Below are 21,929 nucleotides of genomic sequence, written 5' to 3' on the forward strand. Positions count from 1 at the left end.
GCGGGAGGGGTGGGTCTCCGATGGCCAAGAAGGTCGAGGAACTCGATGTCGAGATCGACGAGTTGGCTCTGTCACTCGTCGGCTGGCAGGTCGAGAACGTGCGAGCGCGACTCGTCACGGACAGCTTCGACGACGAGCACTTCCAGGAGATCGTCGTATCGGGCACGGCGCGGTTCCTGCCCGAGGACTGGACCGACCGGTTCACGGGAAGCGACGACGACAGCTACCCGCCCACCCTGCTGCTCGGGCTGAGCCCGGTGGACCGGCCCGAGCTGGTCACGTACACCCACGCCCTGCTGGAGACGATCAAGAAAGCCCGCAAGCGACCGGTGCGGTTCTCCAAGTCCAGCCGCACCTGGGAGTGCTCCAAGCCCGTCAAGCCCGAGAAGATCAGGCTCCAGGTGACCTCCTTCGACCTGAGCGAGACCAACCTCGACCTGGTCTGGTCCTCGCCGAAGACGCGGCCGCTGCCCGTCGAGATGGTCGACGAGACGGTTCACGAGGCCGTCCGGCTGAAGCCCACCGCCTGTGACGCCACGGTCGTCGGCAAGAAGCGCGACGGCTCGCTGCAGGTACGCCTGGGCGGGTTCGCCGAGTTCGGGTCCGCCGGGGAACTGCTGGCCGACTGCATCGCGATGGAGTCGTGGCGGGGAGACGGCTCCGACGACGAGTACGACGTCGAAGCAGAGTGCCCCTTCGAGGTCCCCATGCCCGGACTCGCCGTCGAGGTGCTCGACGACACCGACTTCCTCCTCGACAAACAGGAGGTGTCGCTGTACGGCAGGGTTCCCGTCGGGGAGGGCGCCGCACTGCCGTCGCGTCTGCCGCGCTGGATCGCCCAGTGCTCGTTCGACCTGGACGAACTCGCCGGTGAGCCGACCCGCGTCGTCGTGCGCGTGCTGGACGCGGAGGACCTGTGACCGACCCGATGGCGACCGCCGTCGCCGCGCTGCAGAAGGCCCTCGTACGCGAGCACGCGCAGGCCCCCGGGCTGTTCCGCGAGATCGCGCGGATGGAGGACCTGCTCGCCGACACCTATCGCGACCGGGTGCCCTACGAACTGCTGCAGAACTCCGACGACGCCGGCTCCACGTCCGTGGTCGTCGAGGACCTGGGGGAGGGCCGGCTGCGCTGGAGCAACGACGGCCGGTCCCTGGACGCCGCGGACGTGGAGGCGCTGTGCCGCAGCGCCAGCTCCACCAAGGCGCGCGGCGGTGACTCGATCGGCTATCGGGGCATCGGCTTCAAGTCGCTCGCGGCGATCGCCTCCCGCATCGAAGTCCGGTCGGCGGGCGTACGTTTCGCGTTCGACAGGGCGGCTGCCGCGGCCCTGCTGGGCGAGTCGGGGGAGAACGCGGTACCGCTGATCCGGATACCCGCCGAGGTGCACACGGACGCACCCGTCGACGGCGTGGCCTTCACCGTCGTGTGCCGGCCCGGCACCACGACAGCGCCCCGAGCGATCGACCCGCTCAGCGCGCTGTTCCTGCGCAACGTGACCCGGATCCGCACCTCGACCCCGGCCGGGGGCCAGGACATCCACGTCCGACGAGAGACCGCGCGGGTCCGGCTGAGCCTGGGCGGGGACGAGGCGGTGTTCGCCCTGCTGCGGCAAGGATCGGCGACCGTGGCGGTACCGCTCGACGCACGCGCCCTCGCCATGACCGGCGTACGCGGCCGTCTGGCGTGCTTCCTGCCGCTCCAGGACGAAGTGGGTCTGCCCGTCATCGTCTCGGGTGACCTCCTCACCGATCCGTCCCGCACCCACGCGGTGACGGCGGACGAGTCGACCCGCCGGGTCCTGGCCGACGCGGCCCGCGCGATCGCCGAGCGGCTGCGCTCCCCGGGCGACCCGGTGTCCGAGCGGCTGTGGCAGCTGGTCCTGGACGGCGAGGATCTGCGCAGCGTGCTGGTCTCGGCCACCGCGTCCGCCGGCAAGCTGCTGGTGACGTCACTGAGAGAGGAAATGACCGCACGGCGGCCGCCGTTCGCCCACTCGCCGCTCCCGCTGGAGCCGCAGGACATCGCCGTCCTCTTTCCCGACGGCGCCCCAACGGCCTTGTACGAGAAGCGCAATCAAGGCGCCGCCCGAGCCCTGAAGGCCGTACTGGGCCTGCGCAGCGTCGACTTCGCCGCCGCTCTGGCCGGCACGGACCCCGCCGTACTGTCCGACGCGCTGCGCTCACGACTCGGCGAACACTTCAAGGACGTCGCCCGCACCCATGGGCGCAGGCTGACCGAGGCGGAGAGCAGGCTCGTGCCCGGGCCCGCCGCACAGGACGCGACGCCTGCCGTCGCGGACCCGGCCGAGGGCATCCGGGTGACCAAGGCGGCCCCGCGCTCTTCCGGCTCCCTGGCGTCCGTGCTGACGCGCTGGCGGACGGCGGAACTCGCCGCGAAGGAATACCTCAACCAGCTCGGCTGGGCGCTGCGTGACGTCAGCGGACAGAACGTCGGCTACGACCTCGAAGGAGCGGACCCGCAGGGCAGGCCCGTACGGATCGAGGTCAAGAAGGTGGACCGGCCCGATGCGCGATTCGCCATGACCAACAACGAGATGTCCCTCATGCTGACGGAACCGGGCGGCTATCTGCTCGCCATCGTCGTCGGCGACGGCCGCCACGCCCAACTGATGCTGCTCGACCCCTCGCAGGACGACGTGCCCAAGGAGCGCGTCTGCCGCCGCTGGGACTGGGAGTTCACCGACTGGTCCCGTTTCGCGCGGACGGTCGCCGGCGCGTGACAACGGCGCGGTCACAGCCGGTGTGCCACACGCCGAGGGCGGGGTTACCGGTGGCGGTGCGGATCGGGTGGTCAAGAGGTGCCGGCTCCTAACCTTTCCGCTGCGGCCAGGTAGGCCAGTACGGTGGGCCGCTGGTCGTCCATGCGCGCGGCCACTGCCAGTCGGGAGGGTGAGATGCCGCGGACCGGTACGGCGGTCACCTCGTCCCGCACGACCAGGGAGGCGTTGCCGGCCGCGAGCAGTGCCACCCCCTGGCCGTTGGCGACCGCCTCGTGGGTCTCCTCGGCGCTGGCCACCACTCCGCCTATCCGGGGCGCGCGGCCACCACGGGAATCCAGGGCCAGCCAGTAGTCCCGCAGCGGCCCGGCCTCCGGGGGGAGCGCCAGGAACGGCTCGTCCAGGAGATCGGCGAAGTCCACCGCACCCTCGTGATCGGCCGCGGCCCGTGCCGCCAGGGCGTGACCATGCGGCAGCGCCACGACACGTGGTTCCCGGGCGACGATGGCGTACCGATAGCGTTCGCCGTCCGGGAGCGGCAGCCAGACGAATGCCACATCGCTGGACCCGTCCGCCAGGCCGGCACTGGGGTCGGCCCAGTTGACCTGCCGAAGGACGGGCCGTACGTCCGGGTACAGGGACACCAGCCGGGTGCGGAGAGCGGGCAGCAGCCCGCGTCCCGGGCTGGTGGACATGCCGATGACCAAGGTGTGCCGTTCGGCGGCCTTCGCGTCCTCCACCGCCGCTTCGGCGGCCTGCCAGGCGGTCAGCAACTCGCGGGCATGCGGCAACAGCGCTTCCCCTGTCGCCGTCAGCCGCACCGCCCTCCGGTCTCGGTGGAACAGACCCGCACCGAGCTGCTTCTCCAGCATCCGGATCTGCTTGCTGAGCGCGGGCTGGGAGACGAACAGCCGCTCGGCGGCCCGCGTGAAGTTCAGTTCCTCGGCGACCGTGACGAAGTAGCGCAGATCGCGTCCGTGGACGTCCATAACGCATGGCTATCACAGCAGATCTTGGACGTGGTGCCGGATCCTGGCGAAGGATGGGGGCCGTCGGCGGGAAGGTCCCGGACGGCAGGTGACGGGGGAGACGAGAGATGACCGAGAACGGCAAGGTCTGGCTGGTCACCGGCGCGAGCAGCGGCTTCGGGCGGGCCATCGCCGAAGCCGCGGTCGCGGCCGGCGACACGGTGATCGGTACGGCCCGGCGGCCCGAGGGCCTGGCGGACCTGGTCGCCGCGCACCCCGACCGGGTGGAGGCGATCGGCCTCGACGTCACGGACGGCGCGCGGATCGACGCGGTGGCCGCCGACATCCTGGCTCGCTACGGCCGGGTCGACGTGCTGGTCAACAACGCCGGGCGCACGCAGGTCGGGGCGTTCGAGGAGACCACCGACGACGAGCTGCGTGACCTGTTCGAGCTGCACGTGTTCGGCCCGGCCCGGCTTACCCGGGCGCTGCTGCCGCAGATGCGGGAGCGAGGCAGCGGATCGATCGTGAACATCAGCAGTTTCGGCGGGCAGTTGTCCTTCGCCGGATTCTCCGCGTACAGCGCGACCAAGGCGGCGCTGGAACAGCTGTCCGAGGGCCTGGCCGACGAGGTGGCGCCGTTCGGCGTCAAGGTGCTGATCGTGGAGCCCGGTGCCTTCCGTACCAACCTGTTCGGCAAGGGCGCGGCCTACTTCTCCGAGGAGCACCCGGCGTACAAGGAGAAGGTCGGCGCGACCCGGAAGCTGGTGCAGGAAGGCGACGGCGCCCAGCCCGGGGACCCGGCGAAGGCCGCCGCGGCGATCCGGCTGGCCCTGGACGCCGAGAACACCCCGCTGCGGCTCGCCCTCGGCGGTGACGCGGTGGACTTCCTCGTCGGCCACCTGGACTCGGTACGGGCCGAACTCGCCGCGTGGGAGAAGGTCTCCCGGGGGACGGGCTTCGACCCGCAGTGACGCGCTCGCGCGGTGCGAACCAGAGGCAGAACCGCGGTCCGGTGCCGGTGCGGACCCGGTTCAGCCTCCGAGGCGCTGCGCGAGGTGGAGCAGCTCTGCCAGATGCAGGACCCGCCCGTCGAAGCCCGGCAGCGGGACATGGAGCGTCCGGGTCCAGCGGTCGGGGACTGCGTCCAGTCCGTAGTAGGCCCCTGCGAGACCTCCGGTCACCGCGGCGACGGTGTCCGTGTCACCGCCGAGGTCGATCGCCGCACGCAGCGCGTCCTCGAAGCTGCCGGTGGTGCGCAGGGCCCAGACGGCGGAGCCCAGACAGGGCCAGACGGCACCGTTGAACTCGGTGGCCCGATCGGGGTGCCAGCCGGGTGCGAGGACAGTCGCGTACCGGTCGCGGTGGTCGGGGTGGACGAGGTCCAGGACGCCCGGGAGCGAGGCGAGGGGATCGTCGCCCTCGAGGGTGAGGCGGACGAGTTCGTGGAAGATCGCGGTGCCTTCCCAGGCCGCCCGGTCGCCGTGGGTCAGGGCAGCGATGCTGCGGGCCGCGTCCATGGTGGCTTCCTGACCGGCGGCAGCGAAGTGCACGGCGGAGGTCGTCGCCCGCATCAAGGAGCCGTTTCCCGCTGCTCGTCGGTTGACCTGGAAATGGATCGCGGCGGCGAGGTCCCAGGGCATCCCGTTGGTCAGGACATCCTCGGTCTGCAAGCCGATGTCCTTCGGCTCCGATGCCGCCCACCGCTGGAAGCGGGCGAAGACGTCCGGCAGATCCAGTCCGCCCCGCTCCAGCAGCGACTCCCCGACCAGGACGGCCATCTGGGTGTCGTCAGTGGCCTCGCCGGGGTCCCAGCCGCCGCCTCCGCACATCTCGCCACCGATCCCCGCGGCCGGAAACCGCGCGGAGAACGCTCCCTGCGGGCCGAACTCGAAGGGGCCGCCCAAGGCGTCCCCCACCGCCGAGCCGACGATCGCACCGGCGACCCGCTGTATCCGCTCCATGCGCGCAGGCTATCCGTGCTGCGCGGACGCTGATCCGTTGCGTCCACGCGCGCCACGAGACATTGCTTGAAGTGACCGACCGGATACTTTGTGCAGTATCTCTGTCGTTCGGTCCCTCGGGGAGCGGCGCATGTTCCACACCAGGACAGCCATGTCTGCGGCCCGCGGGCGAAGGCCCGTCGTAGGGGGTGTTGCCCGGCAGCGCTGTCCTTGACGTCGGCCGTACCGCCGGAACAGCAGGGCGGGGCCCGCGCAGTGCCTGCCCCGCCACCACGGTCCATCGCTCTCTTCGACGATCAGCCGCAACAGAGCTGCACGGCCCGGGCGCGCTCTAGGGGCGGACGTAGGGCCGTGTCATGACCTCCATGTTGTGGCCGTCCGGGTCGTCGAAGTAGGCGCCGCGGCCACCGAACAGGCGGTTGATCCTGCCGGGTTCGGTGTGGCCGGGGTCGGCGTAGTAGGTCACCCCGATCACCTCCAGGCGGGCGATCACGGTGTCGAACTGCGCATCCGGTACGAGAAAGGCGTAGTGCTGCGACTGGATGGGCTCGTCCCGCTTCTCGTAGTAGTCGAGCGTGACGCCGTTGCCGAGGTCGACGGGCAGGAACGGGCCGAACGGGGCGCCGACCCTCAGGCCCAGAATCGCGGCGATGAACTCGGCGGACAGGTGCCGGTCGCTTGCGTAGACGGCGGTGTGGTTCAGCTGGACGCCAGTTGTGGCCGGTTCGGGGTCCTGTGGGTACGGCTGGGCATGGGACATCAGTGGTGTGTCTCCGGTCTTGGGACTCGTGTGAAGGGGGCGCCGTGCGCGGGCGCCGGGAGCAAAGACGCGGAGAAGGGCGGCGGGTCTCTTGCCCGCCTCGTGCTCACGCCGAGGCCGGGAACCTCACTCGTGCATGGCCCATGGCCGACCCGGCAGTCACCCGGCCGACTCTAGTCAGCATGGCAGGCCGTGGGCAACGTCGGTCCACGGCCCTTGGCCTGCTTGGGTAGTTTGGTTCACCATGGATGATCTTCACGGCCTGCCTGCCGCACCACTCACCGTCGCGGCCGGTCAGGCGGCCTGTGTCCGGTTGGATGTCGCCGCCAACGTCGCCGCTGCCGCCGCCCTGGTCCGTCGCGCCGCCGACCAGGGCGCCGACCTGCTGGTCCTGCCGGAACTCTTCCTCACCGGCTACGAACTGCCGGGAATCGTGGCCGACCCCGCGACCTACACGCTGAGCGCTGCGGACCCCCGGCTGGACCCCTTGGCCACCGCCTGCGCCGAGACCCGCTGCGCCGTGGTGGCCGGAGCACCCACCCGCGACCCCGAGACCGGCGAACTGCGCATCTCCGCCGTGGTTCTGGGCCGTGACGGCCGCTTCGCCGCCCAGTACGACAAACAGCACGTCACCCCGAACGAGCGTGCTGCCGGCTTCGGGGCGGGTTCCCGAGGTTGCACCGTCGATCTCGACGGCTGGCGACTCGGACTCGGCATCTGCTGGGACTCCGGCTATCCCGAGCACGCCCGGGCCGCCGCCCTCGGCGGCTGTCACGCCTACGTGGTCGGCGCGATGTTCAGCCGGGGAAGCGGAGAGCGCCAGCGCGCAACGGTCTTCCCCGCACGGGCCCTGGACAACACCAGCTATGTACTGCTGGCCAATCACAGCGGGCCCAGCGGCCCGTACCACGGCTGCGGCGGCAGCGCCGTATGGAACCCGGACGGCACGCTGCTCGCCGATGCGGGCACCGCCGAACCCGGCCTGGCCACCGCCTGTCTCCAGCCCGACGTCCTGGCGGGGGCCCGGGCGGAGGATCCGGTTCTGGTCGACCCCTCGCTCACAGCCCCGGTACACCCCCGCAGCGGCGCTGACGTATGAGCCGGGCCTGGTGATCCGGCATCGGACGGACACCCGCACCGCGCGCCCGCGCTGGACTTCGTACGGCGTTGGCTAAAGCGTGTGCTCGACCACCTGGATCCCCGGTGCGAAGTACGCGACGGCGGCGGCGAGTCGGCTTCGGTCCAGCCGCCAGCCGGTCATGGCCCTGGACGCCACGAGCAGTTCGGCCGGTACGGGGGTGAGAGCCTCGCCGATGGAGCGGGCGATGCGTCCCTGCCCGGACCCGGGCAGCGGCGGGGCGCCCTCGCGCCGGGCGACGCCGACCCACGGCAGCACACTGTGCGGCACCGGTTGCTGCCACAGCACCACGGCCGTGATGTCCTGCCACGGCACATGCGCCGTGGTGGCGCGATAGCGGACGGGAGACCCGCCGAGGAGTATGCCTGTTGCGTCGACTCTGAACGCTGTTTTCCGGGTCAGTGCTCCCGCGGCCATGATCAGTCCGCCACCACCGAACAGCAGGATGCCCACGATGCGCAGGCCCAGCGGAATGTCGACGGAGGGCACCAGCACCAGCACACTGAACAGGGCCGAGATCGCCAGGACCGACGTGGTCCGGCGGTCGAATCCGTACAACACCTCGTACACGGGCGCTTCGCTGTCATTCATGAAGGGATCATGACGCCGAACCTCGACCAGAACCACCACGTCACGGTCCACGATCGTGTAAAGGTGTCTCCATGTCCCGGTGCCCGTTGACCGGGGTCGGTCGCGGGTCGGCCCGTTAGGGTCGGGGTATGACGTCACCTCTTGTCGGCAGTGCCTTCGACTCGCTCCACCTCGACGCCGTGTCCGATCAGGACGCCCTGCGCCGGGTCTACGCACTTCCCGGCGACGCGGCCGTGCGCAAGCAGATGACGGAACTCACCGAACAGACCCGGCGGTTGGTCGGATGCTCGTCGCTGGTCCTGGTCGCCAGCGTGGACGCCGAGGGCAACTGTGATGTCTCCCCGCGCGGCGGGCCGGCCGGGTTCGTCGCCGTCCTCGACTCACGGACGCTGGCGATACCGGACGCGACCGGCAACAAGCGTCTGGACACCCTCCAGAACGTCATCGCCACCGGGCGGGCCGGACTGCTGTTCGTCGTCCCCGGGCGCACCACGACGCTCAGGGTGAACGGCCGGGCCTGCGTCTCCACCCGGCCGGAACTCCTGTCGCAGCTGACCCCCGTGGGCAAGCCGCCGACCAGTGCGCTGGTGGTCGGGATCGAGGAGGTCTACCCGCACTGCCCCAAGTCCCTTCTGCGCAGCGGTGCCTGGAAGCCTGAGCAGTGGCTGTCCGCGGATGCCCAGCCGACCTCGGCCGAGGTGACGCTGGCCCAGCTGCGGATGCCGGAGCTGACGCTCGCCGACATCGAGCAGGTGGAGGCGGATTCGCTGAAATACCGGTACGAGTGACGGGCCGGCCCGCGACGGCCGAACCCCCGGCCGGCACCCCCGCTCCGCTCGCCGCCCCGCCCGGGTGAGCGGCGCGGCGAGCGTGGAGCGGCCGGCACGTCCGCCAGGTGTCAGCGGGCGGCGGCCTCGATGCGGGCGCGGATGATGTCGGCTCCGGCCGGGGTGGCCTCGACGTTCATGAAGTCGGAGGCGTCGCCCGCGTACGGCAGGCCGTACACCGGGGTGCCGGGCTGTGAGCGCCAGCTGTCGGCGAGGTCGCCGTAGGCCAGCGCGTCGAAGCCGAGCAGGTCGAGCAGTTCGGTGGCGTGCTGCACCGCCGCCGGGTCGTCGCCCGCGAGGGGCAGCGCGGTGCGGTCGGGCGCTCCCTTCGGGCGGGCCAGCTCGCCCAGGTGGCGGAAGTAGATGTTGTTGAATCCCTTCACCACATGCGCGTCCGGCAGATGGCCCTGGAGGAGTTGGCTCTCCGTGGTGGTGCCGTCCTTCAGTGCGGTGATCTCGCCGTCACGCTCCGGGTAGTAGTTGCCGGTGTCGATGACCGTCTTGCCGGACAGCGGAGCCTGCGGGATCTGGTCGAACGCCTTGAGCGGCACGGTCACCACCACCCAGTCGCCCGCCGCGCCGGCCTCCGCCGGAGTCGCCGCGCGGGCCCGTGGGCCGAGATCCGCGACCAGGTCGCCGAGCGTCTCGGGGCCGCGCGAATTGCTGAGCACGACGTCCAGGCCGGCGTCGACCGCCAGCCGGGCCAGCGTGCCGCCGATGTGTCCACTGCCGATGAGTCCGAGAGTAGCCATGATGGTGACAACCTCACAGCGCGGCCGCGGATTCCGCTTCCGACTGGCTTTTGCGGATCGCAGGGTCGTTGCCGCGGGCGGTGGTGACGCGACGGGTTCGGTCGTCCCCGCCGAGGCCTCGGGTGAGCTGCGGCGCCACCTCGGCGGCGACCCATTCCGTGGCCTTCTCGATTTCCATGGCCTTCTCGACCTGTCCGGCCGCGAGCGGCAGCCACAGGGTGCAGGCGGTGAGCCCAGCATCAGGCGGCCGCCGGAGACGACGTCCAGGGTGACCGCCTGGCCGGCGAGCGGCAGCGCCGGGTAGTACGGCGCGACGAGTACGGACGTCAGCAGGCGCAGGCGTGTGGTCGCGCCCGCGACGGCCGACAGCAGAACCAGCGGGCCCGTGTCGAGGCCGAAGCCGCTGTCCACGAGACGGTTGCGGGCCGCGACGTGGTCGAAGCCCAGGTCTTCGGCGAGGCGCGCGGCGCGGAGCACCCGGGCTCCGTCGTCGAGCGGCCGACGCGGCTCACGCCGCGGACGCGGGATGTGCCGTCCGTGACGGGGGAGTCGAACGGATCAGGGCGTGACCGGTCCGACACTGCGAACCCAGACAGCGAGGGGCGCCGACTCGGTTGCCGGCGCGGCCGGTTCCGCCGGGGCGGGCACATCGTCAGGATGCGATCCGGGAACCACGCCCGGATGCCCGTCCCGAAGGAAGGCCTCGATCACCGGACGGAGCTCGTCAGAGGGTATGTAGGCGCCGTCGAACGGCAGTTCATCCGCAGCCACCGATCCGGTCGAGCACCGCAGTTGACCGGCTTGCTCGTCATGCCAGACATAGAACGTCGCCACCCCGGTGAAACCGGTCTCGCGGATGCGGAGCCGAATACCCTCGGCGGTCCGCTCGAAGGCGGCGGCCACCTCGGGCACCGAGGGCGGCCGCCTGTCCTCCGCCATGCCCAGCCACCAGGTATTGGTCTCCCACTCCACCCGCCGGTCGGTCGGCTCCAGCACCAGCGGCTCGTCCGCGATCTCCGCGATCCAGGTCAGCAGCACACCGTAAGTATCCGGCAGGACCGAGGGGAACATTCGTCCAATCCGTCGGCGGGTGCCGGTGGAGACAGTGGGCTCATGGCCGATCCCGACGGCGGACCCGGACCTGAACGAGCAGGAGGAGTGTCATGCGGATTCTCGTCTCCGGCGCCAGCGTCGCCGGTCCGGTGCTGGCGTACTGGCTCACTCGGCACGGCTACTCGGTGACCGTCGTCGAGCGGGCGCCGACCCTGCGCAGGACCGGCGGCCACGCGGTCGACCTGTTCCGGCCCGCGGTGGACATCTCGGAGAGGATGGGCGTACTCCCGCGGGTCGAGGCGCGGGCCACCGGCACGAACCGGCTGACCGTCCATCGGGAGGGCGCACGGCGACCCGTACGGGCGGACCTCTCCAAGATCTTCGGCGGTGCCTTCGAGCGGCACGTCGAGATCATGCGCGACGACCTGAGCGAGATCTACTACGACGCCACACGCGACGACGTCGAGTACGTCTTCGGTGACTCGATCACGGCGATCCGGCCCGACGGCGAGGTGCGCTTCGAGAACGCCGCCCCGCGCCGCTTCGACCTCGTCGTCGGCGCGGACGGACTGCACTCCAACGTGCGCCGCCTCGTCTTCGGCGAGGACTCCCGCGCCGACGCGTTCATCGGGGCCTACTTCGGGGTGCTGACCCTGCCGGACGTCACCGGCCTCGACGGCGAACTCGTCATTCACGTAGGTGTCGGCCGCACAGCCGGCATGTACGGCGCGCGGCACCTCGGCGAAGCGCGGGTGCTGTTCCTGTTCCGCAGCGAGCGCGAACTCGACTGCCACCACCACGACGTGCCCCGGCAGAAGGAGTTGTTGCGCGGTGCGTTCTCCGGCCTGCACACCGACGTGGACGGCTGGCTCGACGGACTCGACCGCACCCCGGCGTTCTACTTCGACTCGATCACGCAGCTGCGCATGGACACCTGGTCGAGAGGGAGGGTGACGCTCGTCGGCGACGCGGGCTACTGCCCCGGTCCGGCCGTCGGCGGCAGCACCAGCCTGGCCGTGGTCGGCGCGTACGTACTCGCCGGAGAACTGGCGCGGGCGGGCGGCGACCACGAGCGCGCCTTCCCCGCCTACGAGCGCGCGATGGCGCAGCACGTGCACGGCAGCCGCGCGGTCGCGCTGGGCGCGGCGAAGACCCTGATCCCCACGTCCCGCCTCGGTGTGTGGGGGCTGGCGCAGGGCGCCCGCCTGATCTCCGCTCTGCCCGCGGGCCCCAGCCGTGCCCTCGTCCGGCTCACCACCAAGAGCGCACGCTTCCACAACTCGGTGACCGTCGAGGACTACCTGTCGCCGTCCGCCGATTCAGGAGACCAGGGCGGCTTTGCAGGCAAGTCCGGCGGCCTCGGGGCGGCGTGAGGAGTGCCCGCCGGGCGGCCTTCGTACCCCATGCGTCGAGATGCACCATTTCGGGCGGGATCGTTTACTGGTCGCACCGACCTCGGGTATCTCCCGCGTGCACTGGAGGAAAAACGTGGCGACTCTTACCGTCTGGAAGTTCGACTCCTTCGATCGCGCCGACAAGGCGGAGGACGCTCTGCTCCGGTTGCAGAAGCAGGAACTGATCAAGGTGGTCGACGCCGCCGTCGTCAGCTGGCCCGAGGGCGCGAAGAAGCCCAAGACGCGGCAACTGCGCAACCTCACCGGCGTCGGCGCCCTGTCGGGGACGTTCTGGGGCATGCTCTTCGGCCTGATCTTCTTCGTGCCGCTGCTGGGCGCCGCGATCGGGGCCGCGGCGGGCGCGCTGGGCGGCAGCCTCGCCGACGTCGGCATCGACGACGACCTCATCGACACCGTGAAGGCCGAGGTGACCCCCGGCACCTCAGCGCTCTTCCTGCTCACCCAGGACGCCGTGGTGGACCGGGTGAAGGCGGAGCTGCCGGGGGGCCACGCGCAGCTGATCCGCTCCAACCTCAGCGGTGAGCAGGAGGCGAAGCTCCGCGAGATCTTCGAGGGCTGACCCCGGGTGCGCCGTGCGTCCACGAAGGAGACGGTCCCGTCCTGGGCCCGCCTCCGGCGTGGACGCACCCCCCACGACATCCCCGATCCGCAGAGGCGACGGGTCGAGTGAGCCACATGGGTTATGCGTGACTCCTGTGCGGGGGAGGGGCGGTTGTCCGCGGTGGCCGCGCGTGCCCTCACAGCTGGACCGCGTCCGACCCTCCGCACAAGCGCTCGTGGCGATGCCGGACATCGCGTTCACAGGAACCTCGGCGGGCCGGCACCTCGGCGCGCGTGGGGTCGGCGCGCTCGGCCCGGCCCGCGCCCGCCCCCGCCGACCGGTGGTTGAGCCGCTGTCCAGGGCTTAGCGTCGAAGGGGGAGTCCCTCGGATCCGCCCAGAGGAAGGACGATCATGGACATCAAGGGTTCGGTGGCCCTGGTGACGGGCGCCAACCGTGGAATCGGGCAGGCCTTCGCACAGGCACTGCTCGAACACGGCGCAGCCAAGGTGTACGCCGGTGTCCGGGATCCGGAGTCCGTCGAGGCCCCGGGGCTCGTCCCGCTGCGCCTGGACGTCACCGACGAGGAACAGGTCGCCGCGGCTGCGGCTGCCGCCGGGGACGTCAGCATCGTCATCAACAACGCCGGGGTCGCCGGTGGCCCTTCTCTGCTGGAGGGGTCGTTCGACGGGGCCAGGCGCGAGATGGAGGTCAACTACTTCGGCACCTGGGCCGTCTCGCGTGCGTTCGCACCCGTACTGGCCGCCAACGGAGGCGGAGCGCTGGTCACCATGCTGTCCGTGGCCTCATGGGTGGCCAACCGCCAGCTGCCGAGCTACGCGGCTTCCAAGTCCGCCGAGTGGTCCCTGACGAACGCCTTCCGGCTGGCGCTGCAGGAGCAGGGCACCCTGGTGGTCGGCGTGCACGCCGGCTACGTCGACACCGACCTGGCGGCCTCCATCGACTCGCCGAAGATCAGCGCGGCCGACGTGGCGGAGCAGACCATGACCGCGCTGCTCAACGACGAAGTCGAGGTGCTGGTCGACGAGCGCACCCGCCAGGTACGTGCCGCGCTCTCGGGTGATCTGGCGACTCTGTACGCCGGTCGCTGACGATCCGGTACGCCACCGTCCGTCGGCTCGAAGTCCTGAAACCCGGAGAAAACCCTAGGTCAGGAGATGCGGGCCTGGTGACGCCCCCCGAAGCGGTGGGGGGACAGCCCCCCTGGAAGCCTGCAACTGACCGGCTTCTGCCGAGGGGATGCCCCTCCCCAGACTCACTGCATGACAACTCTTCCCGACCTCACGGTCGCGACCGCCACGTCCGCGGTCCGCCCACGCGGATCCGCCCCGGACGCGGGCAGCGACTTCGCCCGGCTGACGCAGCGCATCACCGAGGCGGGTCTGCTGCAACGGCGCCCCGGCTACTACACCGTGCGGCTGGGCCTGGTGACCGGGCTGCTGGCGGCGGCCTGGACCACCTTCGTGGTGCTGGGCGACACCTGGTGGCAGCTGGCGGTCGCCGCCTTCATGGCCCTGCTCTTCGGACAGGTCGCGCTCGTGGCCCACGACCTGGCACATCGGCAGGTGTTCCGACGGCGGCGGCCGAGCGAGATCTGGGGCCGGCTCTACGGCAACCTCGGCATCGGCATGAGCTACGGCTGGTGGATGAACAAGCACACCCGCCACCATGCCAACCCCAACCACGAGGAACTCGACCCCGATGTCGCCCCGGACATCCTGGTGTGGTCCACCGAGCAGGCCCGCAACAGCAGCGGTCCGGCCCGCCTCATAGGTGGTCACCAGGCACTCCTGTTCTTTCCGCTGCTGACGCTGGAGGGCTTCAACCTGCACGTGGCGAGTGTGCGGGCGCTGCGTTCACCGTCCATGAAGAGCCGTCTGCTGGAGGGGAGCCTGCTCCTCCTGCACCTGGCTGCCTACCTGTCCGCGCTGTTCCTGGTGCTCTCGCCCGGCAAGGCGGTGGCGTTCCTCGCCCTGCACCAGTGCCTCTTCGGTGTCTACCTCGGCTGCACCTTCGCCCCGAACCACAAGGGCATGCCCACCTTCACCGGCGACGAGCGACCCGACTTCCTGCGCCGTCAGGTGCTTACGTCCCGCAACGTCCACGGCGGCCCGGTCACCGATCTGCTGCTCGGCGGGCTCAACTATCAGATCGAGCACCATCTGTTCCCCGGCATGCCCACTCCCCACCTGCGGCGCGCCCAGGTCGTCGTGCGCGCGTACTGCGCGGAGATCGGGGTCCCGTACCACGAGACCGGGCTGATCCAGTCCTACCGCGAGGCGCTTGCGCATCTGCACAGGGTGGGAGAGCCGATCAGGCGGCAGCGCAAGGCGGCCTGACGGCTGGTCGGTCCGACGCTCCTGCGCCGGGGCCGGCGCCATGGGTCCGGCGTCATGAAGTCTGGTCCGTCACCACGGGGATGAGTGACGGACCAGACGTGACGCCCACGGTGACAGGGAACGCTCGAGAACAGCTCGACTTCCCCCGCCCCCGCCCTGGCGCGTCCGCAACTCCAGGTCCGGCGGAAGGGTGGACATCGCGGTCACCGGCGGACGGCCGTGACCAGCCACGCCCCGGTCCGCATACGGACCCCGGCGGCCTGTGCGTACGGAGCGAGGGCGGCACGCAGCGCGGCCCGCACACGCTCGGCCCCGTCGCCCGCGGCGCCGAGCCGTTCCACCAGATGCCGTCCGGGGCCGGACCCCAGGAGGTGCTCGGCGGCGTCGTCGGCGTCGCGGCCGAAGTCCCCGAGCGCGTCGACGGCTTCGGTGCGTACGTCGTCGAAACCGGCCTGCCCGAGCACCTCGCGTACGACGACCGGGTCGGCGAGGGAGAACATGCCCGGGCCGGTGAGGTCACCTGCCGCCTGTGGCACGGAGGCCAGGGCCGCGCTCACCGCGTCGTACACCTGGGCCCACTCGCAGCGGGCCGGGTCCGCCATGCAGACGAAGGCGAGCCGTCCGTCGGGGCGAAGCGCGCGGGCGATGTTGCCGAACGCGGCGGCCGAATCCGCGAAGAACATCACCCCGAAGCGGCTCACGGCCACGTCGAACCCGGCCTCGGGCAGGGGGTGGATCTGGGCGTCACCCTGCTCGAAGCCGATGTTGCCCAGGCCCTCCCGCGCGGCCAGCAGGCGCGCCCGGTCGAGCATGGGGCCGGACAGGTCCAGGCCCAGGACCGATCCTGGGGCAGCGGTACGGGCGGCCAGCAGCGTGGTCTGCCCGGCCCCGCAGCCGACGTCGAGCACGCGGTCGCCGGGGCCGATCCCGGCCGCGGTGAGGAGGGGCTCGTCGAACCCTTCGTTGACGGCGTTCCAGCGGTCGTGATGGTCGCTCCAGTGCCGTCCCTCGTCGCCGTTCCAGGCCTGGGACTGTGCGGTGTTGGCGAGCTCGTACATGGGATCGCTCCTGCCGGAGAGCTAGTATGGGCATCTGCCCATTCCAAGGTATGAGCGTTCGCCCATACTGGCAAGTGCCGTCCGGGAGGAACCGATGTCCCCACGCGGAGTAGCGATCCCCGATGTCCGGGAGCGGCTCTTCGCCGCGGCGGAGCGGGTACTGGCCCGGGAGGGCACGGCCGGCCTGACCAACCGGTCCGTCACGGAGGAGGCGGGCTGCGCGAAGGGGCTGCTCTACAACCACTTCGAGGACCTGGACGACTTCGTGACGCAACTCGTCCTGGACCGGTTCGCGCGGATCGCCGCGGAGGTGGGACCGCTGCCCGACCGGGCGGGCAGCGGCAGCGTGCACGACAACCTCACCGCCGCGGCACTCGCGATGCTCGGCACGAGCGGTCCCGCGATCGCCGCGGCCGCCCTCTCCCGCAACCAGGTCGCCCAACGTGTGGCCCGCTCCTGGGCGGACGGCACTCCGGGACCGGGCGCGGTCGAGGATGCGATGACCCGCTACCTCGAGGCGGAACAACGGCTGGGCCGAGTGGCCCCGGACGCCGACTGCCCGATGCTGGCCCTGGCCCTGACCGGCACGGTCCACCACCTCCTGATGCACCCCGGGCCGCAACCGCAGGCCGCCGGCCCGCTGATCCGGCGGCTGGTCACGGCCCTGGTGACCACACCTCCCGGGGCCACGGAGTCCTCCTGAGCCGATCGATCGTCGCCCCGACCGGCGCGCCGGTGGCCGAGGCCGTCAGGAAGCCGGTGGCCGGGGCCGTCAGGAACAGGTGTAGTCGAAGGCCGCCTGCGCCTCGATCGGCTCGGGCTGGTGCGCGATCCGCAGGCGTGCGGATCCCCGGAAGCTTCCGGGGCCGCGGACCGTCCAGCGCAGGTGCACGGTGACCCTGCGGTCGCCCCGGCGGGCCATGTGGACCAGCTCGCCGGAGTCGTGGCCGTCGCTGCGCAGCCAGTGATACGTCACCGGGCCGCCGCGACCGTCCGTGGTCACGACGCCGACCAGATCGGCGGTCTGCCCGCAGTGCAACTGCCCTGCGGGCGCCCGGACTTCGACGGCGGTGACCGCCGGGGCCGGGTCCGGCCGCAGCAGCAGCCAGAGCAGGACGGCCGCGGCGGTGAGGAATGCCGTCGTGGCGATCCAGGCCCGCCGCCTTCGAGGGTGGGGGCGGCCGCCCGGCGGCACGGGTGCGGTACGCCACTGGGCGCGCAGCACCTCCTGGGCCTCCGTGGGGACGCCGGGGCCGAAGCGCAGGAGGATCTCGCCGTCGTCCTCGCCGGTCGGGGGCGTCGTCGTCGCCTCGGCGCGTGTCGCTGCCGGGGATGCGGCGGGGGTGCGATTGCGTCGGCCGAGGACGGTGGCCTGATCGTCCGCGGCGGCGGAGCGGGGCCGGTGCGGGGCGGAGCGGGCCCGGCCGGGCATGGTGAGTTGCTCGTCCGGCTCGTCCGGCACGGCGTGCCCGGGGCTGTCCACTTGCGGAACCACGTCTTCGGGGCCGGCGTCGTCAGTACCGGCGGCTTCGGCACCGGCGACCTCGGTACCACCTGCTGCGGCACCGAGGGCTTCGTCTTCCTCTTCCTGGGTGCGCACACGCTCGGTGTCCGCCTCCCTCTCGTCCCCCGTAGGAGCCGTGGCGAGCACCGGGGTCGCCGCGGCCACCGCCGCGCGGAGTTCCGTACGCCGCAGGAAACCCGCCGGGAGCGCCGCGCGCCCGGCGACCAGTGTCGCTCGGGCCGCCGCGAGCCCCTCGGTATCGGCGGTGGCGGAACACTGCGCGAGCAGAGCGGCTGCGGGAGTGCCGGGGGTCACCCAGGCCTCGCCGAGGGTGCGGGCCAGACCGGCCCAGGCCGTGCGGTCCGCCTCGCGGCGCGCCGAGTCCGGTGCGTCCCCCAGCACCGTGCCCAGCGCGGCCTCGGCGAGCAGGGCGACCCCGTCAGGGGCGAGGACGACGGTGTCCGCGTCCAGGGCCCCGTGGGCGAGACCGGCCGCGTGCAGGGCGAGCAGGCTCTGCGCGGTCTCGTTCAGGACGCTGGCCGCGCTGCCCGCGCCGGGGCCCGTCTCCCCGCGGGCCAGCAGGTCCGCGAGGGTGGGAGCCGGTGGCCGGGCGGTGACCAGCCACACCTCCCCGGCCTCCACGACCAGGTCGACCGTGCCGAGCACCCCGGGCAACCGGAGCCTGCCGACGGCGAGCACGGCCGCCGCGAGCCGCTCGCGCGTGCCCTCCGGCGCGAGCAGGGCACGGTCGATGCGAAGCGCACCGAGCACCGGCTCGCCGGACCTGACCGGGAGCAGCGCGTACCAGGTGCCGTGGCGGGAGTCGCGCGACCAGCCCGACAGGGTGCGCCCTGCGACGGTGGTGGTTGTCGTCATGCCGATCCGTTCTCGTTCTCGCTCGGTACGGAGCTCAGCACGGCGGTGCGTCCAGGGTGGCCGTCTGGGGTCCGTTCGCCGCCGCCGGAGTGCTGGTGAGCGTGACCGTCCAGGTGCCCCGGCACGGGTGGTTGGCGAAGTCGGCCACGAAGGCCAAGGGGTAGTGCGTGCCGCCGGACAGTCGCTGCGTCCGGTGGCCGTAGGGATCGGCGGGCGTGTTCACGTAGTAGTCGGCCGTGACGGTCACGGGCCCGGTGCCGGTCGTGTCGACGGTGACGTCGGCGACCAGGGTGCCGGGGGTCTGCCCCCGCTGCCAGGAGCCGATGGTGATCGTGATCGTGCCGGGCGTGGGTGTCGGTGTGGGCGTGGGTGTGGCCGGGCCCGCGGTCGTCGGTGTGGGGGACTCGGACGGCGCGGCGGTGCTCGGTGTGGGGCTGGGGGAGACCGTCGGGCCGTCCGAGGGGGTCGCGGTCGGGCTGGTGTCGACCGTGGGGGAGGCACCGGGCGCGGACACGGACGCGGAGGGCGAAGAGGCGGACGGTGTGGGCGAGTCGAGTGCCGAGGGCACTGAACTGGCCACCGTCGTCGACGTGTCGTGCGGCCGGGCCGCCACGGACGTCACCGCGCCCGCGACGGCCGCCAGTGCGGCGGCGCCGGCGGCGGCCTTCCACCCGGCGCGCCTGAGCCGGCCGAGCAGGGTCAGGGCCCGGGCCGGAGCTTCGAGGGTCGCCGTCGCGGTGAAGGGGAACAACAGGGCGAGCAGCGCCGTGAGTTCGGCGAGCCTGCGCCGTCCGCGCTCCTCCCAGCCTGCGCCGTACCCCTCGGTGGCGGATCGCTCCAGGTCGGCGAGGAACGCCTCGACGCCCGGACGATCCGCCGGGTCCTTGGCCAGGCCCCGGCGCAGCAGTCCGCGTACCGGGGCGGGTGCGTCGTCCAGGGGGACGGGGGCCCGCAGGTGCTGGAGGCGCAGCGCGCTCACGTCGTCGCCGGTGAACGGGCGGCGCCCGGTCAGGCACTCGTGGAAGACGGCCGCCGCGGCGTACACGTCGCCGGCCGGTCCCGCCGGTTCGCCCTGCCACTGCTCGGGCGCCATGTAGGCGGGCGTGCCGGCGGCCTCGGTCTCGCGGCCGGCGCGTACGGCGATGCCGAAGTCGGCGAGCGCACTGGTGCCGTCGGCACGGACCAGCACGTTCTCGGGCTTGTAGTCGCGGTGCACCACCCCGGCCTCGTGGGCCGCGCCGAGGCCGAGCAACGAGCCCTTGAGCAGGACCAGGGCCGCCTCGGGGCCGGTCGCCCCGTGCCGGCGCAGCAGTTGGCGGAGACTGACGCCGTCCACCGCCTCCATCACGATGGCGGCACCGCCGCGCGCCTCGACGTACTCGTACAGCCGCACCACGCACGGGTGCCGCAACTCGCCGAGGAGCCGGGCCTCCGCGCGGAAGCGGGCGAGGAACTCCCGGTCGGTACGCAGGTTTTCGCCGAGATACTTGACCGCCACGGGTATCCCGGTCGCGGTGTGCCGGGCCAGGACGACCCGCCCGCCGGCGCCCTCGCCGAGCGTACGCACCTCTTCGTAACCGGGGACGGCCCACGGGCCGGGTCTGCCGATGTCCTCGTTCATGCCGTTTCCTCCGCGACCGCGCCCATCGCCGGAGCCTGCGGGGCTTGCCGTGCGTCACGCCGGCGCCGCACCCGGCGGGCCAGCCAGCGCACCGGCGCGGACCACACCGGGAAGGCCACCAGGGCGACCACGACCGCCTCGACCAGCGAGGTCCACGCCGGGGACAGCCACCCGTCCAGCAGGTCGCCGATCCGCGAGCGCCAGGCCAGCAGGGCGAGGACGAGGAAGCCGTACGTGCCGACGACGACCGCGAGTCCGTACGCGGCCATGCCCGCCTGCCGCGGCCCGGGCCGGTTGCCGCTGCGCAGGTCCAGCCAGAGCCCCTTGCGGAAGTACGCGCTCGCCTCCTCGCGCAGCCGCGGCATCCGCAGCACATCGGTCAGGGCCTGGTAACCGTCCAGCGGCATCAGGGGGTTGAAGTTGTAGAGCGTGTTCAGGTAGAGCCCGAAGGCCAGTTGGAAGAGGACGGCCGGGGCCGCTCCGGCGGGCAGGAAGGCCGCGCCTGCCGCGCACCAGCCGGCCAGCGCGGCCGTCGACAGCGGCCCGGAGAGCGCGACGACGACACGCGACCAGCGGGTGCCGAACCACATGTCGCTGGTGTCCACGAACGCGAACGGCATGCCCATCATGAGCAGGAAACCGCCGCGCCTGACCTTGCGGCCGTACGACTTCACGGCCAGGGCGTGCGTCAACTCGTGGACGACGAGGGCGGATATGTATCCGGCGGCGAGCAGCACCGGGCCCCGGACGCCCGCGCCGCCGAAGTCCAGCAGCCGCTGGCGTTGCTGCGCGACGAAGAACGCGCCCGGCCCGCCGATCACCGACAGCCAGACCAGCGTGACCCCGGTCCGGGTGAAGAACCGCCAGCCGAAGGCCTGGTAGAGGCGGGCGACGGTGCGGTCGAGGCCGGGTACCGATATCTCCAGTTTCAGCAACGCCCGGTACACGGCGTGTCCCACCCGCCGCCAGCCCGTCCGCTCCGCCGCCTCGGGGTGCCCGGGCAGACCACGCAGCAGTCCCGCGTCCGCGAACGCGGCGAGCGCGGCCTCGATGCGCGGCAGGGCGAGCTCGCCGAAGCGGTCGGCGTACGCGAACAGCAGGTCCCGTACGGTGTTCTCGCCGTCGACGGCCTGCCAGAGGAAGACCTCGCGCTCGTCCAGCTCCAGATACCTGCCGGTGCGGGTGCTGTTGAGCACCCAGCGGGCCTCGCCGCGGTCGGCGGGCAGTTGCTTGAGCGCCCAGCCGGAGCGGCGGCGGGGACGTGCGGTGAGCGGGCCGCTCGCCTCCGGTGCCGCCTCCTCCTGCGCCGCGGTGGGGAGTTGGGTGAGCTGGGTGCCGACGACCTGGGTCCGCTGGCCGATGTGGGCGTCGCGGGGCTGTTCGAACACCAGGCGTACGTCGCCGACGGACAGCTCGGTGCCGTCGGCGAGGTCGGCGGCGCCGCCGTGCAGGTCGACGCCCGCGACGGCCGTGCCGTTGAACGAGTCCAGGTCCTCGATCCGGAAGCCCGACCCGGTGCGCACGATCCGGGCATGGCGGCGCGACACGCTGACGTCGGACAGGACGACGTCGCTGTCCGCGCCCCGGCCCATTGTGGTGACCGGGCCGGTGAGCGGGACGAGCAGGGCGGGGTCGTCGAGGCCGCGCAGCTGCGGCGCGGCGTACGACGTCGGTGCCGCGCCGCGGCGGAGTGTGCCGCAGTGCAGGCAGTACGGGAAGTCGCGCCGCACATGGACGCGGCAGGCGTGGCAGAGCATGCGTC

The 21,929-nt window shown here is 72.0% G+C and carries 21 protein-coding genes and 1 pseudogene; 10 read left to right on the forward strand and 12 right to left on the reverse strand.

Translation table 11 applies throughout. The features are described from left to right. Positions 1–20: 20 nt before the first annotated feature. Together ACZ7OY_RS33830 and ACZ7OY_RS33835 are read left to right on the forward strand one after the other, a co-directional pair. On the forward strand, positions 21–920 hold the full coding sequence (locus tag ACZ7OY_RS33830) for a hypothetical protein (RefSeq protein WP_471914993.1): 900 nt from the start codon (positions 21–23) through the stop codon (positions 918–920). Next, entirely contained in the window at positions 917–2,743 is a 1,827-nt protein-coding gene (locus ACZ7OY_RS33835; protein ID WP_471914994.1) for a sacsin N-terminal ATP-binding-like domain-containing protein, read from the forward strand. Before ACZ7OY_RS33830 ends, ACZ7OY_RS33835 begins: the two co-directional genes overlap by 4 nt. A 71-nt stretch (positions 2,744–2,814) precedes the next feature. On the opposite strand, the gene ACZ7OY_RS33840 is transcribed toward ACZ7OY_RS33835, so the two are convergent. After that, positions 2,815–3,729: a LysR family transcriptional regulator gene (locus ACZ7OY_RS33840; protein WP_471914995.1), complete on the reverse strand. Its 915-nt coding sequence runs from the start codon at positions 3,727–3,729 to the stop codon at positions 2,815–2,817. Between the two features lie 107 nt (positions 3,730–3,836). Here ACZ7OY_RS33840 and ACZ7OY_RS33845 point away from each other — a divergent pair, with 107 nt between their 5' ends. Then, entirely contained in the window at positions 3,837–4,682 is an 846-nt protein-coding gene (locus ACZ7OY_RS33845) for an oxidoreductase (RefSeq protein WP_471914996.1), read from the forward strand. Positions 4,683–4,742: 60 nt separating this feature from the next. Here ACZ7OY_RS33845 and ACZ7OY_RS33850 read toward each other — a convergent pair whose 3' ends face one another. After that, complete coding sequence (locus ACZ7OY_RS33850) at positions 4,743–5,672, reverse strand: ADP-ribosylglycohydrolase family protein (RefSeq protein ID WP_471914997.1); 930 nt, start codon at positions 5,670–5,672, stop codon at positions 4,743–4,745. 331 nt (positions 5,673–6,003) lie between these two features. Further along, a complete protein-coding gene (locus ACZ7OY_RS33855; protein WP_471914998.1) occupies positions 6,004–6,432 on the reverse strand; it encodes a VOC family protein in 429 nt (142 codons plus the stop codon). A 244-nt stretch (positions 6,433–6,676) separates the two neighbouring features. Between ACZ7OY_RS33855 and ACZ7OY_RS33860 the strand changes: the two genes are divergently transcribed. Continuing rightward, a complete protein-coding gene (locus ACZ7OY_RS33860) occupies positions 6,677–7,531 on the forward strand; it encodes a carbon-nitrogen hydrolase family protein (protein ID WP_471914999.1) in 855 nt (284 codons plus the stop codon). A gap of 72 nt (positions 7,532–7,603) precedes the next feature. On the opposite strand, the gene ACZ7OY_RS33865 is transcribed toward ACZ7OY_RS33860, so the two are convergent. Further along, positions 7,604–8,161, reverse strand: a complete 558-nt coding sequence (locus ACZ7OY_RS33865; protein WP_471915000.1) for a hypothetical protein — start codon at positions 8,159–8,161, stop codon at positions 7,604–7,606. 128 nt (positions 8,162–8,289) lie between these two features. On the opposite strand from ACZ7OY_RS33865, the gene ACZ7OY_RS33870 reads away from it, so the two are divergent. After that, positions 8,290–8,949 carry an MSMEG_1061 family FMN-dependent PPOX-type flavoprotein gene (locus tag ACZ7OY_RS33870; RefSeq protein WP_471915001.1) on the forward strand — a complete coding sequence of 220 codons (660 nt, stop codon included), beginning with the start codon at positions 8,290–8,292 and terminating at the stop codon, positions 8,947–8,949. A 110-nt stretch (positions 8,950–9,059) separates the two neighbouring features. Here the strand turns inward: ACZ7OY_RS33870 and ACZ7OY_RS33875 are convergent, their stop codons facing one another. From ACZ7OY_RS33875 to ACZ7OY_RS33890, 4 genes and pseudogenes are all read right to left on the reverse strand, one after another. Beyond that, on the reverse strand, positions 9,060–9,740 hold the full coding sequence (locus tag ACZ7OY_RS33875; protein WP_471915002.1) for an NADPH-dependent F420 reductase: 681 nt from the start codon (positions 9,738–9,740) through the stop codon (positions 9,060–9,062). A gap of 13 nt (positions 9,741–9,753) precedes the next feature. Beyond that, positions 9,754–9,918: a hypothetical protein gene (locus ACZ7OY_RS33880; protein ID WP_471915003.1), complete on the reverse strand. Its 165-nt coding sequence runs from the start codon at positions 9,916–9,918 to the stop codon at positions 9,754–9,756. A gap of 65 nt (positions 9,919–9,983) precedes the next feature. Next, a pseudogene (locus tag ACZ7OY_RS33885) lies at positions 9,984–10,268 on the reverse strand (LLM class flavin-dependent oxidoreductase); the annotation flags it as partial. A gap of 30 nt (positions 10,269–10,298) precedes the next feature. After that, positions 10,299–10,778: a hypothetical protein gene (locus ACZ7OY_RS33890; RefSeq protein WP_471915004.1), complete on the reverse strand. Its 480-nt coding sequence runs from the start codon at positions 10,776–10,778 to the stop codon at positions 10,299–10,301. A 125-nt stretch (positions 10,779–10,903) separates the two neighbouring features. Here ACZ7OY_RS33890 and ACZ7OY_RS33895 point away from each other — a divergent pair, with 125 nt between their 5' ends. From ACZ7OY_RS33895 to ACZ7OY_RS33910, 4 genes are all read left to right on the forward strand, one after another. After that, the gene (locus tag ACZ7OY_RS33895; protein WP_471915005.1) at positions 10,904–12,166 is read left to right on the forward strand and encodes an FAD-dependent monooxygenase; all 1,263 of its coding nucleotides are present in this window, start codon (positions 10,904–10,906) and stop codon (positions 12,164–12,166) included. 115 nt (positions 12,167–12,281) lie between these two features. Further along, the gene (locus tag ACZ7OY_RS33900) at positions 12,282–12,767 is read left to right on the forward strand and encodes a DUF1269 domain-containing protein (RefSeq protein WP_351600897.1); all 486 of its coding nucleotides are present in this window, start codon (positions 12,282–12,284) and stop codon (positions 12,765–12,767) included. 394 nt (positions 12,768–13,161) lie between these two features. Continuing rightward, positions 13,162–13,860, forward strand: a complete 699-nt coding sequence (locus tag ACZ7OY_RS33905; RefSeq protein ID WP_471915006.1) for an SDR family oxidoreductase — start codon at positions 13,162–13,164, stop codon at positions 13,858–13,860. A gap of 171 nt (positions 13,861–14,031) precedes the next feature. After that, a complete protein-coding gene (locus tag ACZ7OY_RS33910) occupies positions 14,032–15,108 on the forward strand; it encodes a fatty acid desaturase family protein (RefSeq protein ID WP_471915007.1) in 1,077 nt (358 codons plus the stop codon). Between the two features lie 203 nt (positions 15,109–15,311). Here ACZ7OY_RS33910 and ACZ7OY_RS33915 read toward each other — a convergent pair whose 3' ends face one another. Beyond that, entirely contained in the window at positions 15,312–16,166 is an 855-nt protein-coding gene (locus ACZ7OY_RS33915; protein WP_471915008.1) for a class I SAM-dependent methyltransferase, read from the reverse strand. 94 nt (positions 16,167–16,260) lie between these two features. Here ACZ7OY_RS33915 and ACZ7OY_RS33920 point away from each other — a divergent pair, with 94 nt between their 5' ends. Continuing rightward, complete coding sequence (locus tag ACZ7OY_RS33920) at positions 16,261–16,869, forward strand: TetR/AcrR family transcriptional regulator (RefSeq protein WP_471915009.1); 609 nt, start codon at positions 16,261–16,263, stop codon at positions 16,867–16,869. Between the two features lie 69 nt (positions 16,870–16,938). Here the strand turns inward: ACZ7OY_RS33920 and ACZ7OY_RS33925 are convergent, their stop codons facing one another. Genes ACZ7OY_RS33925 through ACZ7OY_RS33935 form a run of 3 tightly spaced genes read right to left on the reverse strand, consistent with a single transcriptional unit; the run spans position 16,939 to position 21,924 of the window. Then, positions 16,939–18,546 carry a hypothetical protein gene (locus ACZ7OY_RS33925; protein WP_471915010.1) on the reverse strand — a complete coding sequence of 536 codons (1,608 nt, stop codon included), beginning with the start codon at positions 18,544–18,546 and terminating at the stop codon, positions 16,939–16,941. Between the two features lie 34 nt (positions 18,547–18,580). Continuing rightward, positions 18,581–20,167 (reverse strand): serine/threonine-protein kinase, encoded by a 1,587-nt coding sequence (locus tag ACZ7OY_RS33930; protein ID WP_471915011.1) that lies wholly within the window; start codon positions 20,165–20,167, stop codon positions 18,581–18,583. Further along, complete coding sequence (locus tag ACZ7OY_RS33935; RefSeq protein WP_471915012.1) at positions 20,164–21,924, reverse strand: FHA domain-containing protein; 1,761 nt, start codon at positions 21,922–21,924, stop codon at positions 20,164–20,166. Before ACZ7OY_RS33935 ends, ACZ7OY_RS33930 begins: the two co-directional genes overlap by 4 nt. Between the last annotated feature and the right edge of the window lie 5 nt (positions 21,925–21,929).

The sequence above is a fragment of the Streptomyces sp. NPDC107559 genome (assembly GCF_055657365.1).

Coding starts and splice junctions, on each gene's coding strand:
- ACZ7OY_RS33875 (WP_471915002.1), bottom strand. CDS start 9,740: ATGGCTACTCTCGGACTCATCGGCAGTGGACACATCGGCGGCACGCTG.
- ACZ7OY_RS33880 (WP_471915003.1), bottom strand. CDS start 9,918: ATGGAAATCGAGAAGGCCACGGAATGGGTCGCCGCCGAGGTGGCGCCG.
- ACZ7OY_RS33845 (WP_471914996.1), top strand. CDS start 3,837: ATGACCGAGAACGGCAAGGTCTGGCTGGTCACCGGCGCGAGCAGCGGC.
- ACZ7OY_RS33925 (WP_471915010.1), bottom strand. CDS start 18,546: ATGACGACAACCACCACCGTCGCAGGGCGCACCCTGTCGGGCTGGTCG.
- ACZ7OY_RS33895 (WP_471915005.1), top strand. CDS start 10,904: ATGCGGATTCTCGTCTCCGGCGCCAGCGTCGCCGGTCCGGTGCTGGCG.
- ACZ7OY_RS33935 (WP_471915012.1), bottom strand. CDS start 21,924: ATGCTCTGCCACGCCTGCCGCGTCCATGTGCGGCGCGACTTCCCGTAC.
- ACZ7OY_RS33910 (WP_471915007.1), top strand. CDS start 14,032: ATGACAACTCTTCCCGACCTCACGGTCGCGACCGCCACGTCCGCGGTC.
- ACZ7OY_RS33830 (WP_471914993.1), top strand. CDS start 21: ATGGCCAAGAAGGTCGAGGAACTCGATGTCGAGATCGACGAGTTGGCT.
- ACZ7OY_RS33915 (WP_471915008.1), bottom strand. CDS start 16,166: ATGTACGAGCTCGCCAACACCGCACAGTCCCAGGCCTGGAACGGCGAC.
- ACZ7OY_RS33860 (WP_471914999.1), top strand. CDS start 6,677: ATGGATGATCTTCACGGCCTGCCTGCCGCACCACTCACCGTCGCGGCC.
- ACZ7OY_RS33865 (WP_471915000.1), bottom strand. CDS start 8,161: ATGAATGACAGCGAAGCGCCCGTGTACGAGGTGTTGTACGGATTCGAC.
- ACZ7OY_RS33930 (WP_471915011.1), bottom strand. CDS start 20,167: ATGAACGAGGACATCGGCAGACCCGGCCCGTGGGCCGTCCCCGGTTAC.
- ACZ7OY_RS33855 (WP_471914998.1), bottom strand. CDS start 6,432: ATGTCCCATGCCCAGCCGTACCCACAGGACCCCGAACCGGCCACAACT.
- ACZ7OY_RS33905 (WP_471915006.1), top strand. CDS start 13,162: ATGGACATCAAGGGTTCGGTGGCCCTGGTGACGGGCGCCAACCGTGGA.
- ACZ7OY_RS33840 (WP_471914995.1), bottom strand. CDS start 3,729: ATGGACGTCCACGGACGCGATCTGCGCTACTTCGTCACGGTCGCCGAG.
- ACZ7OY_RS33870 (WP_471915001.1), top strand. CDS start 8,290: ATGACGTCACCTCTTGTCGGCAGTGCCTTCGACTCGCTCCACCTCGAC.
- ACZ7OY_RS33920 (WP_471915009.1), top strand. CDS start 16,261: ATGTCCCCACGCGGAGTAGCGATCCCCGATGTCCGGGAGCGGCTCTTC.
- ACZ7OY_RS33850 (WP_471914997.1), bottom strand. CDS start 5,672: ATGGAGCGGATACAGCGGGTCGCCGGTGCGATCGTCGGCTCGGCGGTG.